Below are 15,477 nucleotides of genomic sequence, written 5' to 3'. Positions count from 1 at the left end.
GAACGGACTTGGAACGGAAAAGAATCAAGGCAGCCATCGTCGGCAGCGGCAACATCGGCACCGACCTCATGATCAAGCTGCTGCGCCATGGCGACGCGCTCGAGGTGGCGGCCATGGTCGGCATCGACGCCGGCTCGGACGGCCTGGCCCGCGCCGCGCGCCTGGGGGTGGCCACCACCCACGAGGGCGTGGCGGGACTGATGCGCATGCCGGTGTTCGACCAGATCGACATCGTGTTCGACGCCACCAGCGCCGCCGCCCACATCGACAACGACGCCCTGCTGCGCAAGGCCAGGCCGGGGATCCGCCATATCGACCTGACGCCGGCGGCGATCGGTCCCTATTGCATCCCGGTCGTCAACGGCGGCGCCTGCGCCGATCAAAACAACGTCAACATGGTCACCTGCGGCGGCCAGGCCACCATTCCCATCGTCGCGGCAGTGGGCCAGGTGGCGCGGGTGCGCTACGCCGAGATCGTGGCCAGCATCGCCAGCCGCAGTGCCGGCCCGGGCACGCGCGCCAACATCGACGAATTCACCGAGACCACCAGCCGCGCCATCGAAGCGGTGGGCGGCGCGGCCAAGGGCAAGGCCATCATCATCCTCAACCCGGCCGAGCCGCCGCTGATGATGCGCGACACTGTCTACGTGTTGAGCGATGCGGCCGACCAGCAGCGGGTCGAGGCGTCCATCGAGGCCATGGTGGCGGCGGTGCGCGCCTACGTGCCGGGCTACCGCCTCAAGCAGCGGGTGCAGTTCGAGCCGGTCACGGCCAACCATCCTATCCATATCCCCGGCGTCGGCACCTTCGCGGACGGCCTCAAGACCTCGGTCTTCATCGAGGTCGAAGGCGCGGCCCATTACCTGCCCGCCTACGCCGGCAACCTTGACATCATGACCAGCGCGGCGATGCGCATGGGTGAATCCATGGCCAGCGCCATGCTCGAACGGAAGCCAACAGTATGAACCAGCAAATGAACCAGAAAGTGAACCAGGAAGCGGGCCGTAAGAAAATCTACATCTCCGACGTCACGCTGCGCGACGGCAGCCATGCCGTGCGCCACCAGTACAGCCTGGCGCAGGTGCGCGCCATCGCGCGCGCGCTCGACGCTGCCGGAGTCGACTCCATCGAAGTGGCCCATGGCGACGGTTTGCAGGGCGGCAGCTTCAATTACGGCTTCGGGGCACACACCGACGTCGAGTGGATAGCCGCCGTCGCCGAGCAGGTCGGCCGCGCCAGGGTTGCCACCCTGCTGCTGCCGGGCATAGGCACCAGCCACGACCTGCGCGCCGCTTATGACGCCGGCGCGCGCATCGTCCGGGTGGCTACCCATTGCACCGAGGCCGATATCGCCCGCCAGCATATTGAATACGCGCGTGAACTGGGGATGGAGGCGGTCGGCTTCCTCATGATGAGCCACATGATCGAACCCGAGGCGCTGGCCGAGCAGGCGCAGAAGATGGAGCGCTACGGCGCCACCTGCTGCTACGTGGTCGATTCCGGCGGCGCGCTCGGCATGAGCGACGTGCGCGCCCGGGTGCGGGCGCTGAAACAGGCGCTGCGCGCCGACACCGCAATCGGCATCCACGCCCACCACAACCTGAGCCTGGGGGTGGCCAACAGCATCGTCACCATCGAGGAAGGCGGCGACCGGGTCGACGCCAGTCTGGCCGGCATGGGCGCGGGCGCGGGCAACGCCCCGCTCGAGGCATTTATCGCGGCGGCCGACCGTCTCGGGTGGCACCATGGCTGCGACCTGTTCGCCCTGATGGACGCGGCCGACGACCTGGTGCGCCCCCTGCAGGACCGCCCGGTGCGGGTCGACCGCGAGACGCTGGCGCTCGGCTACGCGGGCGTCTACAGCAGCTTCCTGCGCCACAGCGAGGCGGCGGCCGCCCGCTATGGCTTGCGCGCCGTCGACATCCTGGTCGAGCTGGGCCGCCGGCGCATGGTCGGCGGGCAGGAAGACATGATCGTCGATGTCGCGCTGGATCTCCTCAAGGCGCGCGACGCCAGCACGCAGGCGCAGACCTCCCGATGAATAAGGCCAGCCGACCAATACACCACCTGACGACGGAGTCCCACCCCATGGAAAAGCATCGCAACACTATTCTGCTCGTGTCGCGCATCCTGATGGCGCTGATCTTCATTGGCGCCGGCATCGACAAGATGGGCCGTTACGCCGCCACCGTCAACCTGATGCAGTCGGCCGGGGTGACCGGGTCGCTGCTGCCGGCAGTGATCGCCCTGGAACTGGGCGGCGGACTGGCCATCCTGCTGGGTGCAGCCACGTGCTGGGCCGCGCTCTGTCTGGCGATGTTCTGTGTCGTCTCCGCGGTTCTGTTTCACGACAATTTTGCGGATGCGCTGCAGCTGGCCATGTTCATGAAGAACCTCGCAATGGCTGGCGGCTTTCTGTCCCTGGCCGTGGCCGGGGCAGGCGCTATCAGTATCGATGCGCGCAAGCGTGCCGCAAGAACGGCGATGCGCACCGGAACATATATTCCTAACAACAGGGACAATAAGAGAGGACTATGAAAAAACTCATACTTGCAAGTGCAGTTTGCGCAGCATTTGGCAGCGCCCACGCGGGCGCACTGGACGACGACAACCTCACCATCGGCGGCTTCGCCACCCTGGGCGTGGCCAGGACGGATACCGACAAGGTGGAGTTCACCCGCTATAACCAGGCCGAAGGGGTCAAGGACAAGGCCAGGATTGGTCTCGACACCAACCTGGGTCTGCAGGCCAGCTACAAGGTCAACGACGAGTTGTCGGGCACGGTGCAGGTGCTGACCCGCAAGAACACCAGCACCGTCTTCACCACCGACCTGACCTGGGCCTTCCTGAAGTACAAGATCAACGATGAAATGAATGTGCGTGTGGGCCGCGTCGTGCTGCCCACCTTTCTCATCTCGGACTACCAGAACGTAGGCTATGCCAACACGATGATGCGCCCGCCGGTGGAAATGTACGCCCAGGATCCGATCGAGAACGCCGATGGCGTCGACTTCAATTACCAGCACGCCATCGGCGGCACCAACTTCATGGCCCAGGGCATCGCCGGCGTCAGCCGCGGCAAGCTGGTATTGAACGAAGGCACCTCAGTGGCGACCTACCGCGCGCCCGTGGTGGGCCTAAGCCTGGCGGTGGAACACGGCCCCGCCATGCTGCGCATCGCCCACCTCGAAGCTAAGCTGAACAGCAACGACGTGGCCCCGCTCAACAGCCTGCAAGCGACGCTGCGCGCGGCCGGCTACCCTGCGCTAGCCGATGACCTGGGCGTCAACACCACCAAGAAAGTGACCTTCACGGAACTGGGTGCCACGCTGGACTGGAACAACATCGTGGGCCTGGCCGAATATGGCATGCGCCGCGCCAAGGGCCCGGTCTACATCCCGGACGTCAATACCTGGTACACGATGGTCGGCTACCGCGTTGGCAAGGTGCTGCCGTACTACAGCCATGCCACCGTCACTCAGCATGCACAGTCTGTCACGCTGCCGGCCGGCTTCCCCACGACTGGCGCGCTGTCGGCCGGCGTACACAGCCTGATGCAGGCTGCCGAGCAGAGCACCGACCTGGTCGGTGTGCGCTGGGACTTCGCCAAGAACGTGGACTTGAAAATCCAGGTCGACCGCGTCAAGCCCAAGGCCAAGGGCGGCCTGCTGATCAATGGGCCAGTGGGCGGCCGGAAGGATACGGTCACCGTGGCAGCCGCTTCGCTCGATTTCGTATTCTGAGGAAGATGACATGAAACTGATGATCCAAGCCTCGCTGCTGTGCGCCCTGTCCGCCGCCGCCCTGTCGGCCGGCGCCGAAACGGTCGTCATCGTGAACAAGCAGAACCCGGCCACCCGTATGTTCTCGGAACAGGCGTCCCAGTTCTTCCTCGGCAAATCGGCCATGTTCACGCCGATCGACCAGGCCGAAGGGTCGGCCATCCGCGCCGACTTCTACCACAAGGCGGCCGACAAGGATCCGGCCCAGGTCAAGGCCATCTGGTCCAAGCTGGTGTTTACCGGCAAAGCCACCCCGCCCAGGGAATGCGCCTCGAACGCCGAGGTCAAGAAAGCCGTCGCTGCCGATCCCAAGGCAATCGGTTACATTGACAAGTCGGCAGTGGACGATACTATCAAGGTCATCCTGACCCTGCCGTAAAGGCTGGCGTTCCCCGTGCCCGCGCCCCGTTTCGGGGCCGCGGGCTTTCAAGAATGATATGCAATGATGCCTTCTATCGGCCATAGGGCCCAATTCGCGAACGGCGAGGATGATCACGCCGAGCAGTTGAGACGCCAGCCGCTAGTGAAGCACGCCAACTGTCAAAGACTTCAATATCAGTTCGCCTTGCGCGATATGGATGCCTTCATACTGAACAGCGCTACTAGCTTGCGATAATCGCTGGCACAGACGTGCCGGATCGTTGTTTCAATCGCTAAGGCTGACCTTGACGTGAACCGAACCAACGTCAAAGATGAACCAGCACGCACCGAAACGAGGCTCCGCCACTGAAGAAGATCAATGCAGAAACGAAAAATCGCCGGCTAAGCGGCGATTTCTCTTGATTCGATTTGCCGCACACGGCAGCAAACCCTTGATGTTCTGGAGGCGAGGATCGGAATCGAACCGACCTAGACGGCTTTGCAGGCCGCTGCATAACCTCTTTGCTACCTCGCCAGAGGGTCTTGCTGGGCACTACCGCACAGCTGCGGTGGTGCTTTCTTGCCGCAGCAAGCGCGCTGCTTGCTGCGAGAATTCTGGAGCGGGAGAAGAGTCTCGAACTCTCGACCTCAACCTTGGCAAGGTTGCGCTCTACCAACTGAGCTACTCCCGCGTAGGAGTTGTTACTGTTACTGCCGTTGCCATTTGAACCGAATGGAGCGGGAGAAGAGTCTCGAACTCTCGACCTCAACCTTGGCAAGGTTGCGCTCTACCAACTGAGCTACTCCCGCATTTGGTCCAACATTGTAGCAGCTTGCTGCTTGTATTTCCAGTGCAACTTATTGTCGCTGACTTCATACAATTCTGAAAAACTGGAGCGGGAGAAGAGTCTCGAACTCTCGACCTCAACCTTGGCAAGGTTGCGCTCTACCAACTGAGCTACTCCCGCAGTGCTTTTCAGCGCGTCGTCGTCATCAACAACAGGCCAGCATTATAGAGGAACTATCCGGACTGTCAATGGTAAAAACCTTTTCAACAAGGAAATAGTGAAAATTGTTTATACCAAGGCCGCCGTCAGATCGTACCGGCACGCTCCTTGATCATGGGCCAGGCCAGACGCAGGTAGTAGAACATCGACCACACGGTCAGCACGCAGGCCACCAGCAGCAGGCGCTCGCCCCACACCTGGGTATCGACGGCGCCCAGCAGGATGTCATGGAACAGCAGCATGGGAATGGCCGTCATCTGGGCCGCCGTCTTGATCTTGCCCAGCGAGCTCACGGCCACCGATTTCGAAGCCCCGATCTGCGCCATCCATTCGCGCAGCGCGGAAATGGCGATCTCGCGGCCGATGATGATGAAGGCCAGCACCGCGTTGACCCTATCCAGCTGCACCAGCACCAGCAAGGCCCCCGCCACCATCAGCTTGTCGGCCACCGGATCGAGGAAGGCACCGAAGGCCGAGGTCTGGTTCCAGCGCCGCGCCAGGAAGCCGTCGAACCAGTCGGTGACGGCGGCGATGATGAAGACCAGGGTGGCCGACAGGTTGCGGTCGGCCAGCGGCAGCCAGTGTGTGGGCAGGTAGAACACGCCAACGACCAGCGGGATCAGCGCCACGCGCAGCCAGGTCAGCAGGATCGGTATATTGAAAGGCATAGAGTCAAGTGATGTTGCAACTATAAAAACTGATATCGCCGCTAGTCTACCTTGCGGGCGCACTTTAAACCAGCGCGGGCTGCGCCAGGCGGCAGCCGCGCCACGCCAGGACGGCAGTGCATGACCGCTGCGGCGCAACACAACGCGGACGATCAATGCAGCTGGCGGTAGATTTCCTCGGCCAGCGCGCTGGAAATGCCCTCGACCTGCATCAGATCCTGCACGCTGGCGTCGATCACGCCGCGCAGGCCGCCGAAGCGGGCCAGCAGCTTCTGGCGCCGCTTGACGCCGATGCCTTCGATCTCCTCCAGGCGCGAGGTCTGGCGCGCCTTGGCGCGCTTGGCGCGCATGCCGGTGATGGCGAAGCGGTGCGCCTCGTCGCGGATCTGCGCCACCAGCATCAGGGCCGCCGATTCCTTGCCCAACTCCTGTGATGGCCGGCCGTCCACGAACATCAGCGTCTCCAGGCCCACGCGCCGCCCTTCCCCCTTGGCCACGCCGACGATCAGGCTGATGTCCAGCCCCAGTTCGGCGAACACCTGGCGTGCCATTTCGATCTGGCCCTTGCCGCCGTCGATCAGCACCACGTCCGGCATCACGCCGTCGCCGTTGGCCACCTTTTCGTAGCGGCGCATCAGCACCTGCCGCATCGCAGCATAATCGTCGCCGGGCGTGATGTCGTTGATGTTGTAGCGACGGTACTCGCCGTTCTGCATCTGGTGGTGATGGAACACCACGCATGACGCCTGCGTGGCCTCGCCCTGGGTGTGGCTGATGTCGAAGCACTCCACCCGCAGCGTGTCGATATCCTCGGGTTCCAGTCCCAGCGCATCGACCAGCGCGCGCGTGCGCGACTGCTGCGAGCCCTGCTCCGACAGCAGCCGCGCCAGCGAAATCTCGGCGCCCTTCTGCGCCAGTTCCAGCCACTTGCGGCGCTGGTCCTGCGGCTGGAACACGAGGTGGATGCGGTGGCCGCACTGCTCCTGCAAGGCCAGCATCAACGCTGGCTGGTCAAATTCGATGTTCAGGATCAGCGTGCCGGGGATGAATTTTTCCGTGTAGTGCTGGACCAGGAAGGCGCTCAGCACTTCCACTTCGATCGATTCTTCCGCGATGGCGGCCGCATCCCCCACCTGGGTCGGGAAATAGGCGCGGTCGCCCAGGTGGCGGCCGCCGCGCACCATGGCCAGGTTGACGCAGGCGCGCCCGCCCTGCACCAGCACGGCCAGGATGTCGACGTCGGCGTCACCCGTCGTCTCCATGCTTTGCTGGTGCAGCACGCGCGACAGCGACGAGATCTGGTTGCGCACCACGGCGGCCTGTTCGAATTTCAGGTCGGCCGCGTAAGCGTGCATCTTCTTTTCCAACTCGTCCATCACTTCGCTCTGGCGCCCGCGCAGGAACCGGGCCGCGTTGGCCACGTCGGCCTGGTAGTCTTCCTTGCTCACCAGGTCCACGCAGGGCGCGCTGCAGCGGCCGATCTGGTGCAGCAAACAGGGGCGCGTGCGGTTGGCGTACACGCTGTCCTCGCAGGTGCGGATGCGGAACACCTTCTGCAGGATCTGCATCGATTCCTTGACGGCCCAGGAACTGGGGAACGGCCCGAAATACTGGTTCTTCTTGTCCACCGCGCCGCGGTAGTAGACCATGCGCGGCGCGTCGCCGGCTGTGATCTTCAGGTAGGGATAGGACTTATCGTCGCGGAACAGGATGTTGAAGCGCGGGTGCAGCGTCTTGATCAGGTTATTTTCCAGGATCAGCGCTTCGGCCTCGCTGTGCGTGACCGTCGTTTCCAGCCGCGCGATGCGCTCCACCATCATGGCGATGCGGGGGCTGGACAGGTTCTTCAGGAAGTAGCTCGACACGCGCTTCTTCAGGTCGCGCGCCTTGCCCACGTAGAGCACGTTGTCGGCCGCGTCGAAATAGCGGTACACGCCCGGCAGGTTGGGCAGCTTGGCCACCGTGGCCAGCACCTGCGCGCGCGGATCGGGCGCGCCCTCGTTCACTTCATCCATTCCTGTTACCTGTGTCAGCTGGCTTGTTCGACGATGACGAAAGCGACGGCGTATTCCTCCTCGTCGCTGATGCTCACCTGCGCCGTCAAGCCCTTGTCCTGCATGAACTGCGCCAGCACGCCGCTGCACACGATGGTGGGCTTGCCGCTGGCGTCATTGAGCATCTGGGCCGCCGGCCACGTCATCGGCATGCGCAAGCCGAGGCCGATGGCCTTGGAAAACGCTTCCTTGGCCGCGAAGCGGGTGGCGACGAAACGGATGCCGCGCGCCTCATGCTTGGCCTTGCGGGCGTGGTATTTCTCCATCTCCTGCGGTCCAAGTATCTTTTGCGCGAAGCGGTCGCCGTGCCGTTCCAGCGCGGCGGCGATACGCGGGATGCGGCAGATGTCGGTGCCGATCCCGTAGATCATTGTGCGCCCTGCCCCAGCCGCGTGGAGACCATGATGGCCTTCATTTCGCGCACGGCGTTCTCCCAGCCCGCGAACACGGCGTGCGCCACGATGGCGTGGCCGATATTGAGTTCAGCGATGGCGGGAATGGCGGCGATGGCTTGCACGTTGGTGTAATGCAGGCCGTGGCCGGCGTTGACCTTCAGCCCGCGCCCCACGCCGAACAGCACGCCAGCCTTGATACGTTCCAGTTCCGCCGCCTGTCCGGCGCCTTCCGTGTCCGCATAGCGGCCCGTGTGCAGTTCGATCACGGGCGCGCCGATCTCGGCGGCGGCGGCGATCTGCGCCTCGTCGGCGTCGATGAACAGGCTCACGCGGATGCCCTCGCCCTGCAACTGGCGCACGGCCGCCTGCACGGCATTGAAATGGGTGACGACATCGAGGCCCCCTTCGGTGGTCACTTCGGTGCGCTTTTCCGGCACCAGGCACACGTCGGCCGGCTTGATGCGGCAGGCGAAATCAATCATTTCCTGAGTCACGGCCGCCTCCAGGTTCATGCGCGTGAGCAGTTGGGGGGCCAGCGCGATCACGTCGGCATCCTTGATGTGGCGGCGGTCCTCGCGCAGGTGCAGCGTGATGCAGTCGGCGCCGGCCTGCTCGGCCAGCAGCGCGGCGCGGATGGGATCGGGATAGCTGGTGCCGCGCGCGTTGCGCAGCGTGGCCACGTGGTCGATATTGACGCCCAGGTCGATGACGGGGCCGGCAGGCTGGAGGAAGCTCATTGATTTATACCGTTTATCAGGTTATTTGGGTTATCTGTTCAAAGCTGCATCAGGTCGATCAGGATCTGGCGGGTGTTGAGCGGCGCGCCGCCCAGGTGGTGCGCCAGCAGGAAGCGCATCAGCTGCTTGCTCTGGGCCTGGGTGGCCGGGTCGCTGTAATCCTCGCGCTCCATGTCGAGCAGGGTCTTGCCGGCCACGCGCGGCCAAGTGTCGCTGGCACGCTCCGGGCGCGGCCCCCGCTCCGGGTCCACCACGTACAGACGGTCGGCCACGATGGCTTCACGGGTGGCCGTGCAGCGCGTAAGGTCGGCCGCCACGCCCGTTTCCTTGAGCAGGGCCAGCTCGAACTTGCGCAGCACGATGGGCGCCGGTTCGTCGTGGGCCAGCTGGTTGAGCGTGGCCACGTAATGGTCGAACAGGGCCGGATGGGCGTCGTCGCGGGCCAGCAGCTTGACCAGCAATTCGTTCAGGTAGAAGCCGCACAGCAGCGCCGTCTTCTCCAGCGGCAGCATGCCGCCCACCCACTCGGCGCCGGTCAGCACGCGCAGTTCGGATTTTCCGCTCCAGCCGGCCTGCAGCGGCTGGAAGGTTTGCAGCACGCCGCGCAATTGGGAATGGGGCCGCTTGGCGCCCTTGGCGATCAGGGCCACGCGGCCATAATCGCGCGTGAACAGGTCCACGATCAGGCTGGTTTCCTTGTACGGATAGCTGTGCAGCACGAACGCCGGCTGGCCAGCCACCTTGGTGCCCACGGTGCGCTCGCGCGCGGGCGGCGGGCGCGGGCGGCGCGCGGCGGCGCCCGTTGCCGGCGGGACGGCCGTTGAAGCGACTGAGCCCGTGTCCGCCCCGGCGCCAGGCGCCTGGGTGGACACGGGCTCAGCCGTATCGTGGTCTGCTGTCAGCGTGGACATGCGTGTGTCGGGCTCCCCTGGCGCTTACTCGTAGCCGTAGGCGCGCAGGCCCGCCTCGTTGTCGGCCCAGCCGGATTTGACCTTGACCCAGATTTCCAGGTACACGGGGCCGCCGAACAGTTTTTCCATGTCCAGCCGGGCCTGGGTGGACACTTCCTTCAGGCGCGCGCCCTTGTTACCGATGATCATGGACTTGTGCGTATCGCGCTCAACCAGGATGGCGGCGAACACACGGCGCAAATCGCCCTCCTGCTCGAATTTCTCGATCAGCACGGTGCTGGTGTAAGGCAGCTCGTCGCCCACGAAGCGGAACAGCTTCTCGCGCACGATCTCCGAGGCGAGGAATTTCTCGCTGCGGTCCGTGATGTCGTCCGGGCCGAAGATGGGATCGTTCTCGGGCAGGAATTTCTTGATCTCGTTCTGCAGGCCGTCCAGCTGGAAGCGCAGCTTGGCCGACACGGGCACGATGGCCGCGAAGTCGTGCTTGGCCGCCACCTTCTGCGCGAACGGCAGCAGCACGGCCTTGTCCTTGACGCGGTCCGACTTGTTAATCACCAGCACGGTCGGCACTTGCTTGGGCAGCAGGTCCAGCACTTCCTGGTCGGCCGGGCCGAAGGTGCCCGCCTCGATCACGTACAGGATCAGGTCCGACGAGATCAGGGTGTTGGTCACCGTCTTGTTGAGCGTCTTGTTCAGCGCGTTCGAATGGCGGGTCTGGAAGCCAGGCGTATCGACGTAGATGAACTGGGCGTCGTCCAGCGTCTGGATGCCCGTGATGCGGTGGCGCGTGGTCTGCGCCTTGCGCGAGGTGATGCTGACCTTGGCGCCGATGAGGGTATTCATCAAGGTCGATTTGCCCACGTTGGGGCGGCCGACGATGGCGATGTAGCCACAACGGAACGGGGCGGGAGTGGGTGCGGTAGTCATGCTGCTCGATTCTGTCTAGGTGTTACGTGTTGGCCTGCTTGCCGGAGGCGGTGGCCTCCGGCTGGGCCGGAGCGGCGTCGCTCTGGATAGTGGCGATGCCGGCCAGTTTAAGCTGGGCCGCGCGCGGCTTGGCCTTGCGGGCCGCGGCCGGGGTTTTCACCAGCGCCTGCTCGGCCACTTCCAGCGCCAGCTTGGCGGCGGCCTGTTCGCCGGCGCGGCGGCTGCCGCCCCGGCCATAGACCTGGATGCCCAGCTTGGGCACCAGGCATTCGATCTCGAATTCCTGGCTGTGCGCGGCGCCATGGGTGGCCACCACATTGTACTGCGGCAGCGAGATCTTCTTACTTTGCAAGAATTCCTGCAGCAGCGTCTTGGCATCCTTGCCCAGCGTCTGCGGGTCGACCGAGTCCAGGATGGGGATGTAGAACGCGCGGATCACGTCGCGCGCGGGATTGAAACCGCCATCGAGGAAAATGGCGCCCAGCAGCGCCTCCAGCGTGTCGGCCAGGATCGATGGCCGGCGGAAGCCGCCCGATTTCAACTCGCCCTCGCCCAGGCGCAGGAACTGCGACAGTTCCAGCTTCTGGGCGATTTCGTACAGCGATTGCTGCTTGACCAGGTTGGCGCGCAGGCGCGACAGGTCGCCCTCGTCAATTGCGATGTAGCGCTCGTACAAAATGGACGCGACCACGCAGTTGAGCACGGAGTCGCCCAGGAATTCCAGCCGTTCGTTATGCAAACTGCTGTGGCTACGGTGCGTCAAGGCTTGCTGCAACAGGCCAGCATCCTGGAACGTATAGCCTAAACGGGTTTGCAAGAGCTGAAGATTCATCGTCGGTTGTATTAGTTTGTAATGCTTGAAGCTTTATTGATCGGCCTTGGCCGGCACGCCGCCCTTGGCCGTGGTGCCGGCGTATTCGAGCAGCAGGCTGGCCGGGCCGAACAGCGGGATTTTCTTCTCGTACGCGAAGCTCACTTCCATCTCGTTGTTTTCTTTCGAGATGATCAGGTCCTTGCTGTTGATCGAGGTGATGTAACCCACGTCGGCGTTGGCGTCAAACGACGCCTGGATCTCGCGCACGGTGGAGCCGGCACTCTTGGCCTTGATGATGGCATTCTGGATCGCCCGGTATTCCGTGTAGGTGGGCACGATCTTCATGGCCAGCACACCCAGGAAGCCCAGCACGGCCAGGGTGATGATCAGGCCCACGAGGGAAATGCCATGCTGCCGCTTATGCTTGATGCCCACCATGCTCGCTCCTTAGTGTATGCCGCCGATACGGCGCAGGTTGCTCAGGTTCATCCAGACGAAGAAGGCCTTGCCCACGATATTCTTGTCCGGCACGAAACCCCAGTAACGGCTGTCGGCGCTGTTATCACGATTATCGCCCATCATGAAGTAGTTACCCTCAGGAACCACGCACGTGAAGCCATCATAATTGTAGGTGCACGCGTCGTCATGCGGGAAATGCTTGACGTCGGCCAGGTTCAGCGTCGGCGCCTGCTCGTTGTTGAGGATGCGGTGCGACACGCCCGTCAGGTTCTCCTGGTATTGCTTGTTGTACACCAGATGCTCGTCATCGAGGTAATCGTCCATCGGCGCGTACGAGACGGCTTTGCCGTTGACCGTTAAGCGCTTGTTTTCATACGTGATTTTATCACCGGGCACGCCAATGACCCGCTTGATGTAATCCTGGGTCATGTCCTTGGGATACTTGAACACCATCACGTCGCCGCGCTGCGGGTTGTTGATCTCGATGATCTTCTTGTTCAGCACCGGCAGGCGGATGCCGTAGGTGTACTTGTTCACCAGGATCAGGTCGCCCACCAGCAGCGTCGGCACCATGGACGACGACGGGATCTTGAACGGCTCATACAGGAACGAACGCAGGAAGAACACCAGCGCGATCACGGGGAAGAAGCTGCCCGAATATTCGATCCACGTCGGCTGGCGCAGCAGCGCGTGCTCGATGGCGTTGCGGTTGGCGGCGCGGTCGACCTTGATGCCGTCGGCCGTCAGCTTGGCGTTGCGGCCATCGAACTCGGCCAGCGCGCGGTCAGCCGCCAGGCGCCGCTGCTTGGCCAGGTAGAACACGTCCAGGAACCAGATGACGCCGGTGACCACCATCAGGACGAACAGGATTAAAGCAAAATTCCCCAGAATCAGTTGCAGGTTCATTTCTCTTCCACTTGTAAGATTGCCAGGAACGCCTCTTGTGGAATCTCGACCGAGCCCACTTGCTTCATGCGTTTTTTACCTGCCTTCTGCTTCTCCAGCAGCTTCTTCTTGCGGCTCACGTCGCCGCCGTAGCACTTGGCCAGCACGTTCTTGCGCAGCGCCTTGACGTTCTCGCGCGAGATCACGTTGGCGCCGATGGCGGCCTGGATGGCCACGTCGAACATCTGGCGCGGAATCAGCTCGCGCATCTTGGCGGCCACCTGGCGGCCACGGTAGGCGGCGTTCGAGCGGTGCACGATGATGGCCAGCGCGTCGACCTTCTCGCCGTTGATCAGCATGTCGACCTTGACCACGTCGGACGGACGGTATTCCTTGAACTCGTAGTCCATCGACGCGTAACCGCGCGAGGTGGACTTGAGCTTGTCGAAGAAGTCCAGCACGATCTCGCCCATCGGGATCTCGTAGACCAGCTTGACCTGACGGCCGTGATAGCTCATGTCCATCTGCACGCCGCGCTTGCTGATGCACAGCGTGATCACGGAGCCCACGTATTCCTGCGGCATGTACAGGTTCACCGTCACGATCGGCTCGCGGATTTCCTGGATCCGCGACGGGTCCGGCATGCGCGAAGGATTGTCCACCTTGAGCACGGTGCCATCGCGCATCTCGACCTCGTACACCACGGTCGGCGCCGTGGTGATCAGGTCCATGTCGAATTCGCGCTCCAGGCGCTCCTGCACGATCTCCATGTGCAGCAAGCCCAGGAAGCCGCAGCGGAAGCCGAAGCCCAGCGCCTGCGACACTTCCGGCTCGTACATCAGGGCCGCGTCATTCAGCTTCAACTTTTCCAGCGAGTCGCGCAGCGCGTCGTACTGGTTGGCCTCGACCGGGAACAGGCCGGCGAACACTTGCGGCTGCACTTCCTTGAAGCCGGGCAGCGGCGCCTCGGCCGGACGGCTGGCCAGGGTGATGGTGTCGCCCACCTTGGCCACTTTCAATTCCTTGATGCCGGCGATCACGAAGCCCACCTGGCCGGCCGACAGTTCAGGCAGCGACACGGAACGGGGCGAGAAGATGCCGATGTCTTCCACCAGCTGCACCGAGTCGGTGGCCATCAGGCGGATCTTATCCTTGGGCTTCAGCGTGCCGTTGACCACGCGCACCAGCATCACCACGCCCACGTAGTTGTCGAACCACGAGTCGATGATCAGCGCTTGCAGCGGTGCATCCTTGTCACCCTTCGGTGGCGGCACCTTGGCGATGATCGATTCGAGCACGTCTTCCACGCCCAGCCCGGTCTTGGCCGAGCAGTGGACGGCGTCACCGGCCTCGATACCGATCACGTCCTCGATCTCGGCGATGGCGGTTGGCGGATCGGCGTTGGGCAAGTCGATCTTGTTTAGCACGGGCACCACTTCCACGCCCAGGTCCAGCGCCGTGTAGCAGTTGGCCACGGTTTGCGCTTCCACGCCCTGCGAGGCGTCCACCACCAGCAGCGCGCCTTCGCAGGCCGACAGCGAGCGGCTGACCTCGTAGGAAAAGTCCACGTGGCCGGGGGTGTCGATCAGGTTCAGGTTGTAGGTTTTGCCGTCGCGCGCCTTGTATTGCAGGGCCGCGGTCTGCGCCTTGATGGTGATGCCGCGCTCGCGCTCCAGATCCATCGAATCGAGCACTTGCGCTTCCATCTCGCGGTCCGACAAGCCGCCGCACAACTGGATGATGCGGTCGGCCAAGGTCGATTTGCCGTGGTCGATGTGGGCGATGATGGAGAAATTGCGTATGTTGTTCATTAACAAATATTCAAAAACGGATTGAAACGACGAGGTGACGGCCGGGCTTCATACAAAAAAAGCGCTCCGTACGGGGCGGTAATGCCCTGGCGAGCGCCTTGATGACTACCACGAAAACGCAAAACAGCAGCAAAACAGTAACTTCACTAACCCGCCATTTTACCGGATTTCAGAGTGGAAAGCCCGTGTTATGACGTGGCAAAGCCATCAAAATATCAAACCGTCAATATTTTGCCGCACAAATTGACGTGTACAGGTGGGAAATAGTTGAGTAATCAAGCAATTTCGCTGGCCAGGGCCTGGCGTACGCGCTCGGCGTCGAGGAAATAGTGGCACAGCTCGGGCTGGTCCAGGGCCGCGAACAGCACGGGCACCAGTTCGTCGAAGCGCTCGACCAGGGCCGGGTCGGCGTCCACGTCGATCACTTCCACCGTGAAGGGGCGCTCCGGCGTTTGCAGCAGGTTCAGGGCGTCCAGCATGTCCTGGCACAGGTGGCAATAACTGCGGGAATACAATGTGAAATGCATGATGGGCGATTTAAAATCGGCATAGGGGCGGCCAGCATAGCTGACCGGTCCCCTGCCACACCACCCGGCATGCGGGTCCGCACCGGGCGGTTCGAGTAGTTGAGGTTAAGACAGGCGTGGTACGCCCAACCGGTCGAAGT

Annotated in this window: 16 protein-coding genes and 4 tRNA genes; 5 read left to right on the top strand and 15 right to left on the bottom strand. The window is 63.1% G+C overall.

Annotation, left to right across the window (positions count from 1 at the left end; genetic code table 11):
• Positions 1-8 precede the first annotated feature (8 nt).
• Genes H3H36_RS11850 through H3H36_RS11830 form a run of 5 tightly spaced genes read left to right on the top strand, consistent with a single transcriptional unit; the run spans position 9 to position 4,161 of the window.
• Positions 9-965, top strand: coding sequence for an acetaldehyde dehydrogenase (acetylating) (locus H3H36_RS11850; RefSeq protein WP_182217712.1), 957 nt, complete (start codon positions 9-11; stop codon positions 963-965).
• Positions 962-2,041 carry a 4-hydroxy-2-oxovalerate aldolase gene (gene dmpG / locus H3H36_RS11845; RefSeq protein WP_229219871.1) on the top strand — a complete coding sequence of 360 codons (1,080 nt, stop codon included), beginning with the start codon at positions 962-964 and terminating at the stop codon, positions 2,039-2,041. The genes H3H36_RS11850 and dmpG overlap by 4 nt, the downstream gene beginning before the upstream one ends.
• Positions 2,042-2,088: 47 nt before the next feature.
• Positions 2,089-2,538: a DoxX family protein gene (locus H3H36_RS11840; protein ID WP_182217710.1), complete on the top strand. Its 450-nt coding sequence runs from the start codon at positions 2,089-2,091 to the stop codon at positions 2,536-2,538.
• Positions 2,535-3,743 carry a porin gene (locus tag H3H36_RS11835; RefSeq protein ID WP_182217708.1) on the top strand — a complete coding sequence of 403 codons (1,209 nt, stop codon included), beginning with the start codon at positions 2,535-2,537 and terminating at the stop codon, positions 3,741-3,743. Before H3H36_RS11840 ends, H3H36_RS11835 begins: the two co-directional genes overlap by 4 nt.
• A 10-nt stretch (positions 3,744-3,753) precedes the next feature.
• Positions 3,754-4,161 (top strand): type 2 periplasmic-binding domain-containing protein, encoded by a 408-nt coding sequence (locus tag H3H36_RS11830; protein WP_182217706.1) that lies wholly within the window; start codon positions 3,754-3,756, stop codon positions 4,159-4,161.
• 442 nt (positions 4,162-4,603) lie between these two features.
• Here the strand turns inward: H3H36_RS11830 and H3H36_RS11825 are convergent.
• The 15 genes from H3H36_RS11825 to H3H36_RS11755 all read right to left on the bottom strand — a co-directional run bounded on the left by H3H36_RS11825 (position 4,604) and on the right by H3H36_RS11755 (position 15,337).
• A tRNA-Cys gene (locus H3H36_RS11825) sits at positions 4,604-4,677 on the bottom strand.
• Positions 4,678-4,758: 81 nt separating this feature from the next.
• Positions 4,759-4,834 (bottom strand) — tRNA-Gly (locus H3H36_RS11820).
• Between the two features lie 42 nt (positions 4,835-4,876).
• Positions 4,877-4,952, bottom strand: a tRNA-Gly gene (locus H3H36_RS11815).
• Between the two features lie 82 nt (positions 4,953-5,034).
• Positions 5,035-5,110: transfer RNA gene (locus H3H36_RS11810), tRNA-Gly, on the bottom strand.
• 125 nt (positions 5,111-5,235) lie between these two features.
• Positions 5,236-5,817 (bottom strand): CDP-diacylglycerol--glycerol-3-phosphate 3-phosphatidyltransferase, encoded by a 582-nt coding sequence (gene pgsA, locus H3H36_RS11805; RefSeq protein ID WP_182159127.1) that lies wholly within the window; start codon positions 5,815-5,817, stop codon positions 5,236-5,238.
• A 152-nt stretch (positions 5,818-5,969) separates the two neighbouring features.
• On the bottom strand, positions 5,970-7,832 hold the full coding sequence (gene uvrC / locus H3H36_RS11800; protein WP_182217704.1) for an excinuclease ABC subunit UvrC: 1,863 nt from the start codon (positions 7,830-7,832) through the stop codon (positions 5,970-5,972).
• Between the two features lie 14 nt (positions 7,833-7,846).
• The gene (gene acpS / locus H3H36_RS11795; RefSeq protein WP_182217702.1) at positions 7,847-8,242 is read right to left on the bottom strand and encodes a holo-ACP synthase; all 396 of its coding nucleotides are present in this window, start codon (positions 8,240-8,242) and stop codon (positions 7,847-7,849) included.
• Positions 8,239-9,003, bottom strand: a complete 765-nt coding sequence (gene pdxJ, locus H3H36_RS11790) for a pyridoxine 5'-phosphate synthase (protein ID WP_182217700.1) — start codon at positions 9,001-9,003, stop codon at positions 8,239-8,241. Before pdxJ ends, acpS begins: the two co-directional genes overlap by 4 nt.
• A 38-nt stretch (positions 9,004-9,041) precedes the next feature.
• On the bottom strand, positions 9,042-9,914 hold the full coding sequence (gene recO, locus H3H36_RS11785; protein WP_182217698.1) for a DNA repair protein RecO: 873 nt from the start codon (positions 9,912-9,914) through the stop codon (positions 9,042-9,044).
• 24 nt (positions 9,915-9,938) lie between these two features.
• Positions 9,939-10,841 carry a GTPase Era gene (era, locus tag H3H36_RS11780; RefSeq protein ID WP_182159137.1) on the bottom strand — a complete coding sequence of 301 codons (903 nt, stop codon included), beginning with the start codon at positions 10,839-10,841 and terminating at the stop codon, positions 9,939-9,941.
• Positions 10,842-10,863: 22 nt separating this feature from the next.
• Positions 10,864-11,658, bottom strand: a complete 795-nt coding sequence (gene rnc, locus H3H36_RS11775; protein ID WP_229219870.1) for a ribonuclease III — start codon at positions 11,656-11,658, stop codon at positions 10,864-10,866.
• A 48-nt stretch (positions 11,659-11,706) separates the two neighbouring features.
• Positions 11,707-12,093 (bottom strand): DUF4845 domain-containing protein, encoded by a 387-nt coding sequence (locus H3H36_RS11770; RefSeq protein ID WP_182217694.1) that lies wholly within the window; start codon positions 12,091-12,093, stop codon positions 11,707-11,709.
• Between the two features lie 9 nt (positions 12,094-12,102).
• Positions 12,103-13,020 carry a signal peptidase I gene (lepB, locus tag H3H36_RS11765; protein ID WP_182217692.1) on the bottom strand — a complete coding sequence of 306 codons (918 nt, stop codon included), beginning with the start codon at positions 13,018-13,020 and terminating at the stop codon, positions 12,103-12,105.
• A complete protein-coding gene (lepA, locus tag H3H36_RS11760) occupies positions 13,017-14,810 on the bottom strand; it encodes a translation elongation factor 4 (protein WP_182217690.1) in 1,794 nt (597 codons plus the stop codon). Before lepA ends, lepB begins: the two co-directional genes overlap by 4 nt.
• Positions 14,811-15,085: 275 nt before the next feature.
• Complete coding sequence (locus H3H36_RS11755; protein ID WP_182217687.1) at positions 15,086-15,337, bottom strand: glutaredoxin family protein; 252 nt, start codon at positions 15,335-15,337, stop codon at positions 15,086-15,088.
• Positions 15,338-15,477: the final 140 nt, after the last annotated feature.

This window comes from Rugamonas fusca (assembly GCF_014042365.1).
In the GTDB taxonomy this organism is placed as follows: domain Bacteria; phylum Pseudomonadota; class Gammaproteobacteria; order Burkholderiales; family Burkholderiaceae_D; genus Rugamonas; species Rugamonas fusca.
The sequence above is the reverse complement of the archived record's forward strand: the minus strand, read 5'-3'. Positions and strand labels throughout refer to the sequence as shown.

Coding starts and splice junctions, on each gene's coding strand:
- dmpG (WP_229219871.1), top strand. CDS start 962: ATGAACCAGCAAATGAACCAGAAAGTGAACCAGGAAGCGGGCCGTAAG.
- H3H36_RS11840 (WP_182217710.1), top strand. CDS start 2,089: ATGGAAAAGCATCGCAACACTATTCTGCTCGTGTCGCGCATCCTGATG.
- H3H36_RS11835 (WP_182217708.1), top strand. CDS start 2,535: ATGAAAAAACTCATACTTGCAAGTGCAGTTTGCGCAGCATTTGGCAGC.
- H3H36_RS11830 (WP_182217706.1), top strand. CDS start 3,754: ATGAAACTGATGATCCAAGCCTCGCTGCTGTGCGCCCTGTCCGCCGCC.
- pgsA (WP_182159127.1), bottom strand. CDS start 5,817: ATGCCTTTCAATATACCGATCCTGCTGACCTGGCTGCGCGTGGCGCTG.
- uvrC (WP_182217704.1), bottom strand. CDS start 7,832: ATGGATGAAGTGAACGAGGGCGCGCCCGATCCGCGCGCGCAGGTGCTG.
- acpS (WP_182217702.1), bottom strand. CDS start 8,242: ATGATCTACGGGATCGGCACCGACATCTGCCGCATCCCGCGTATCGCC.
- pdxJ (WP_182217700.1), bottom strand. CDS start 9,003: ATGAGCTTCCTCCAGCCTGCCGGCCCCGTCATCGACCTGGGCGTCAAT.
- recO (WP_182217698.1), bottom strand. CDS start 9,914: ATGTCCACGCTGACAGCAGACCACGATACGGCTGAGCCCGTGTCCACC.
- era (WP_182159137.1), bottom strand. CDS start 10,841: ATGACTACCGCACCCACTCCCGCCCCGTTCCGTTGTGGCTACATCGCC.
- H3H36_RS11770 (WP_182217694.1), bottom strand. CDS start 12,093: ATGGTGGGCATCAAGCATAAGCGGCAGCATGGCATTTCCCTCGTGGGC.
- lepB (WP_182217692.1), bottom strand. CDS start 13,020: ATGAACCTGCAACTGATTCTGGGGAATTTTGCTTTAATCCTGTTCGTC.
- lepA (WP_182217690.1), bottom strand. CDS start 14,810: ATGAACAACATACGCAATTTCTCCATCATCGCCCACATCGACCACGGC.
- H3H36_RS11755 (WP_182217687.1), bottom strand. CDS start 15,337: ATGCATTTCACATTGTATTCCCGCAGTTATTGCCACCTGTGCCAGGAC.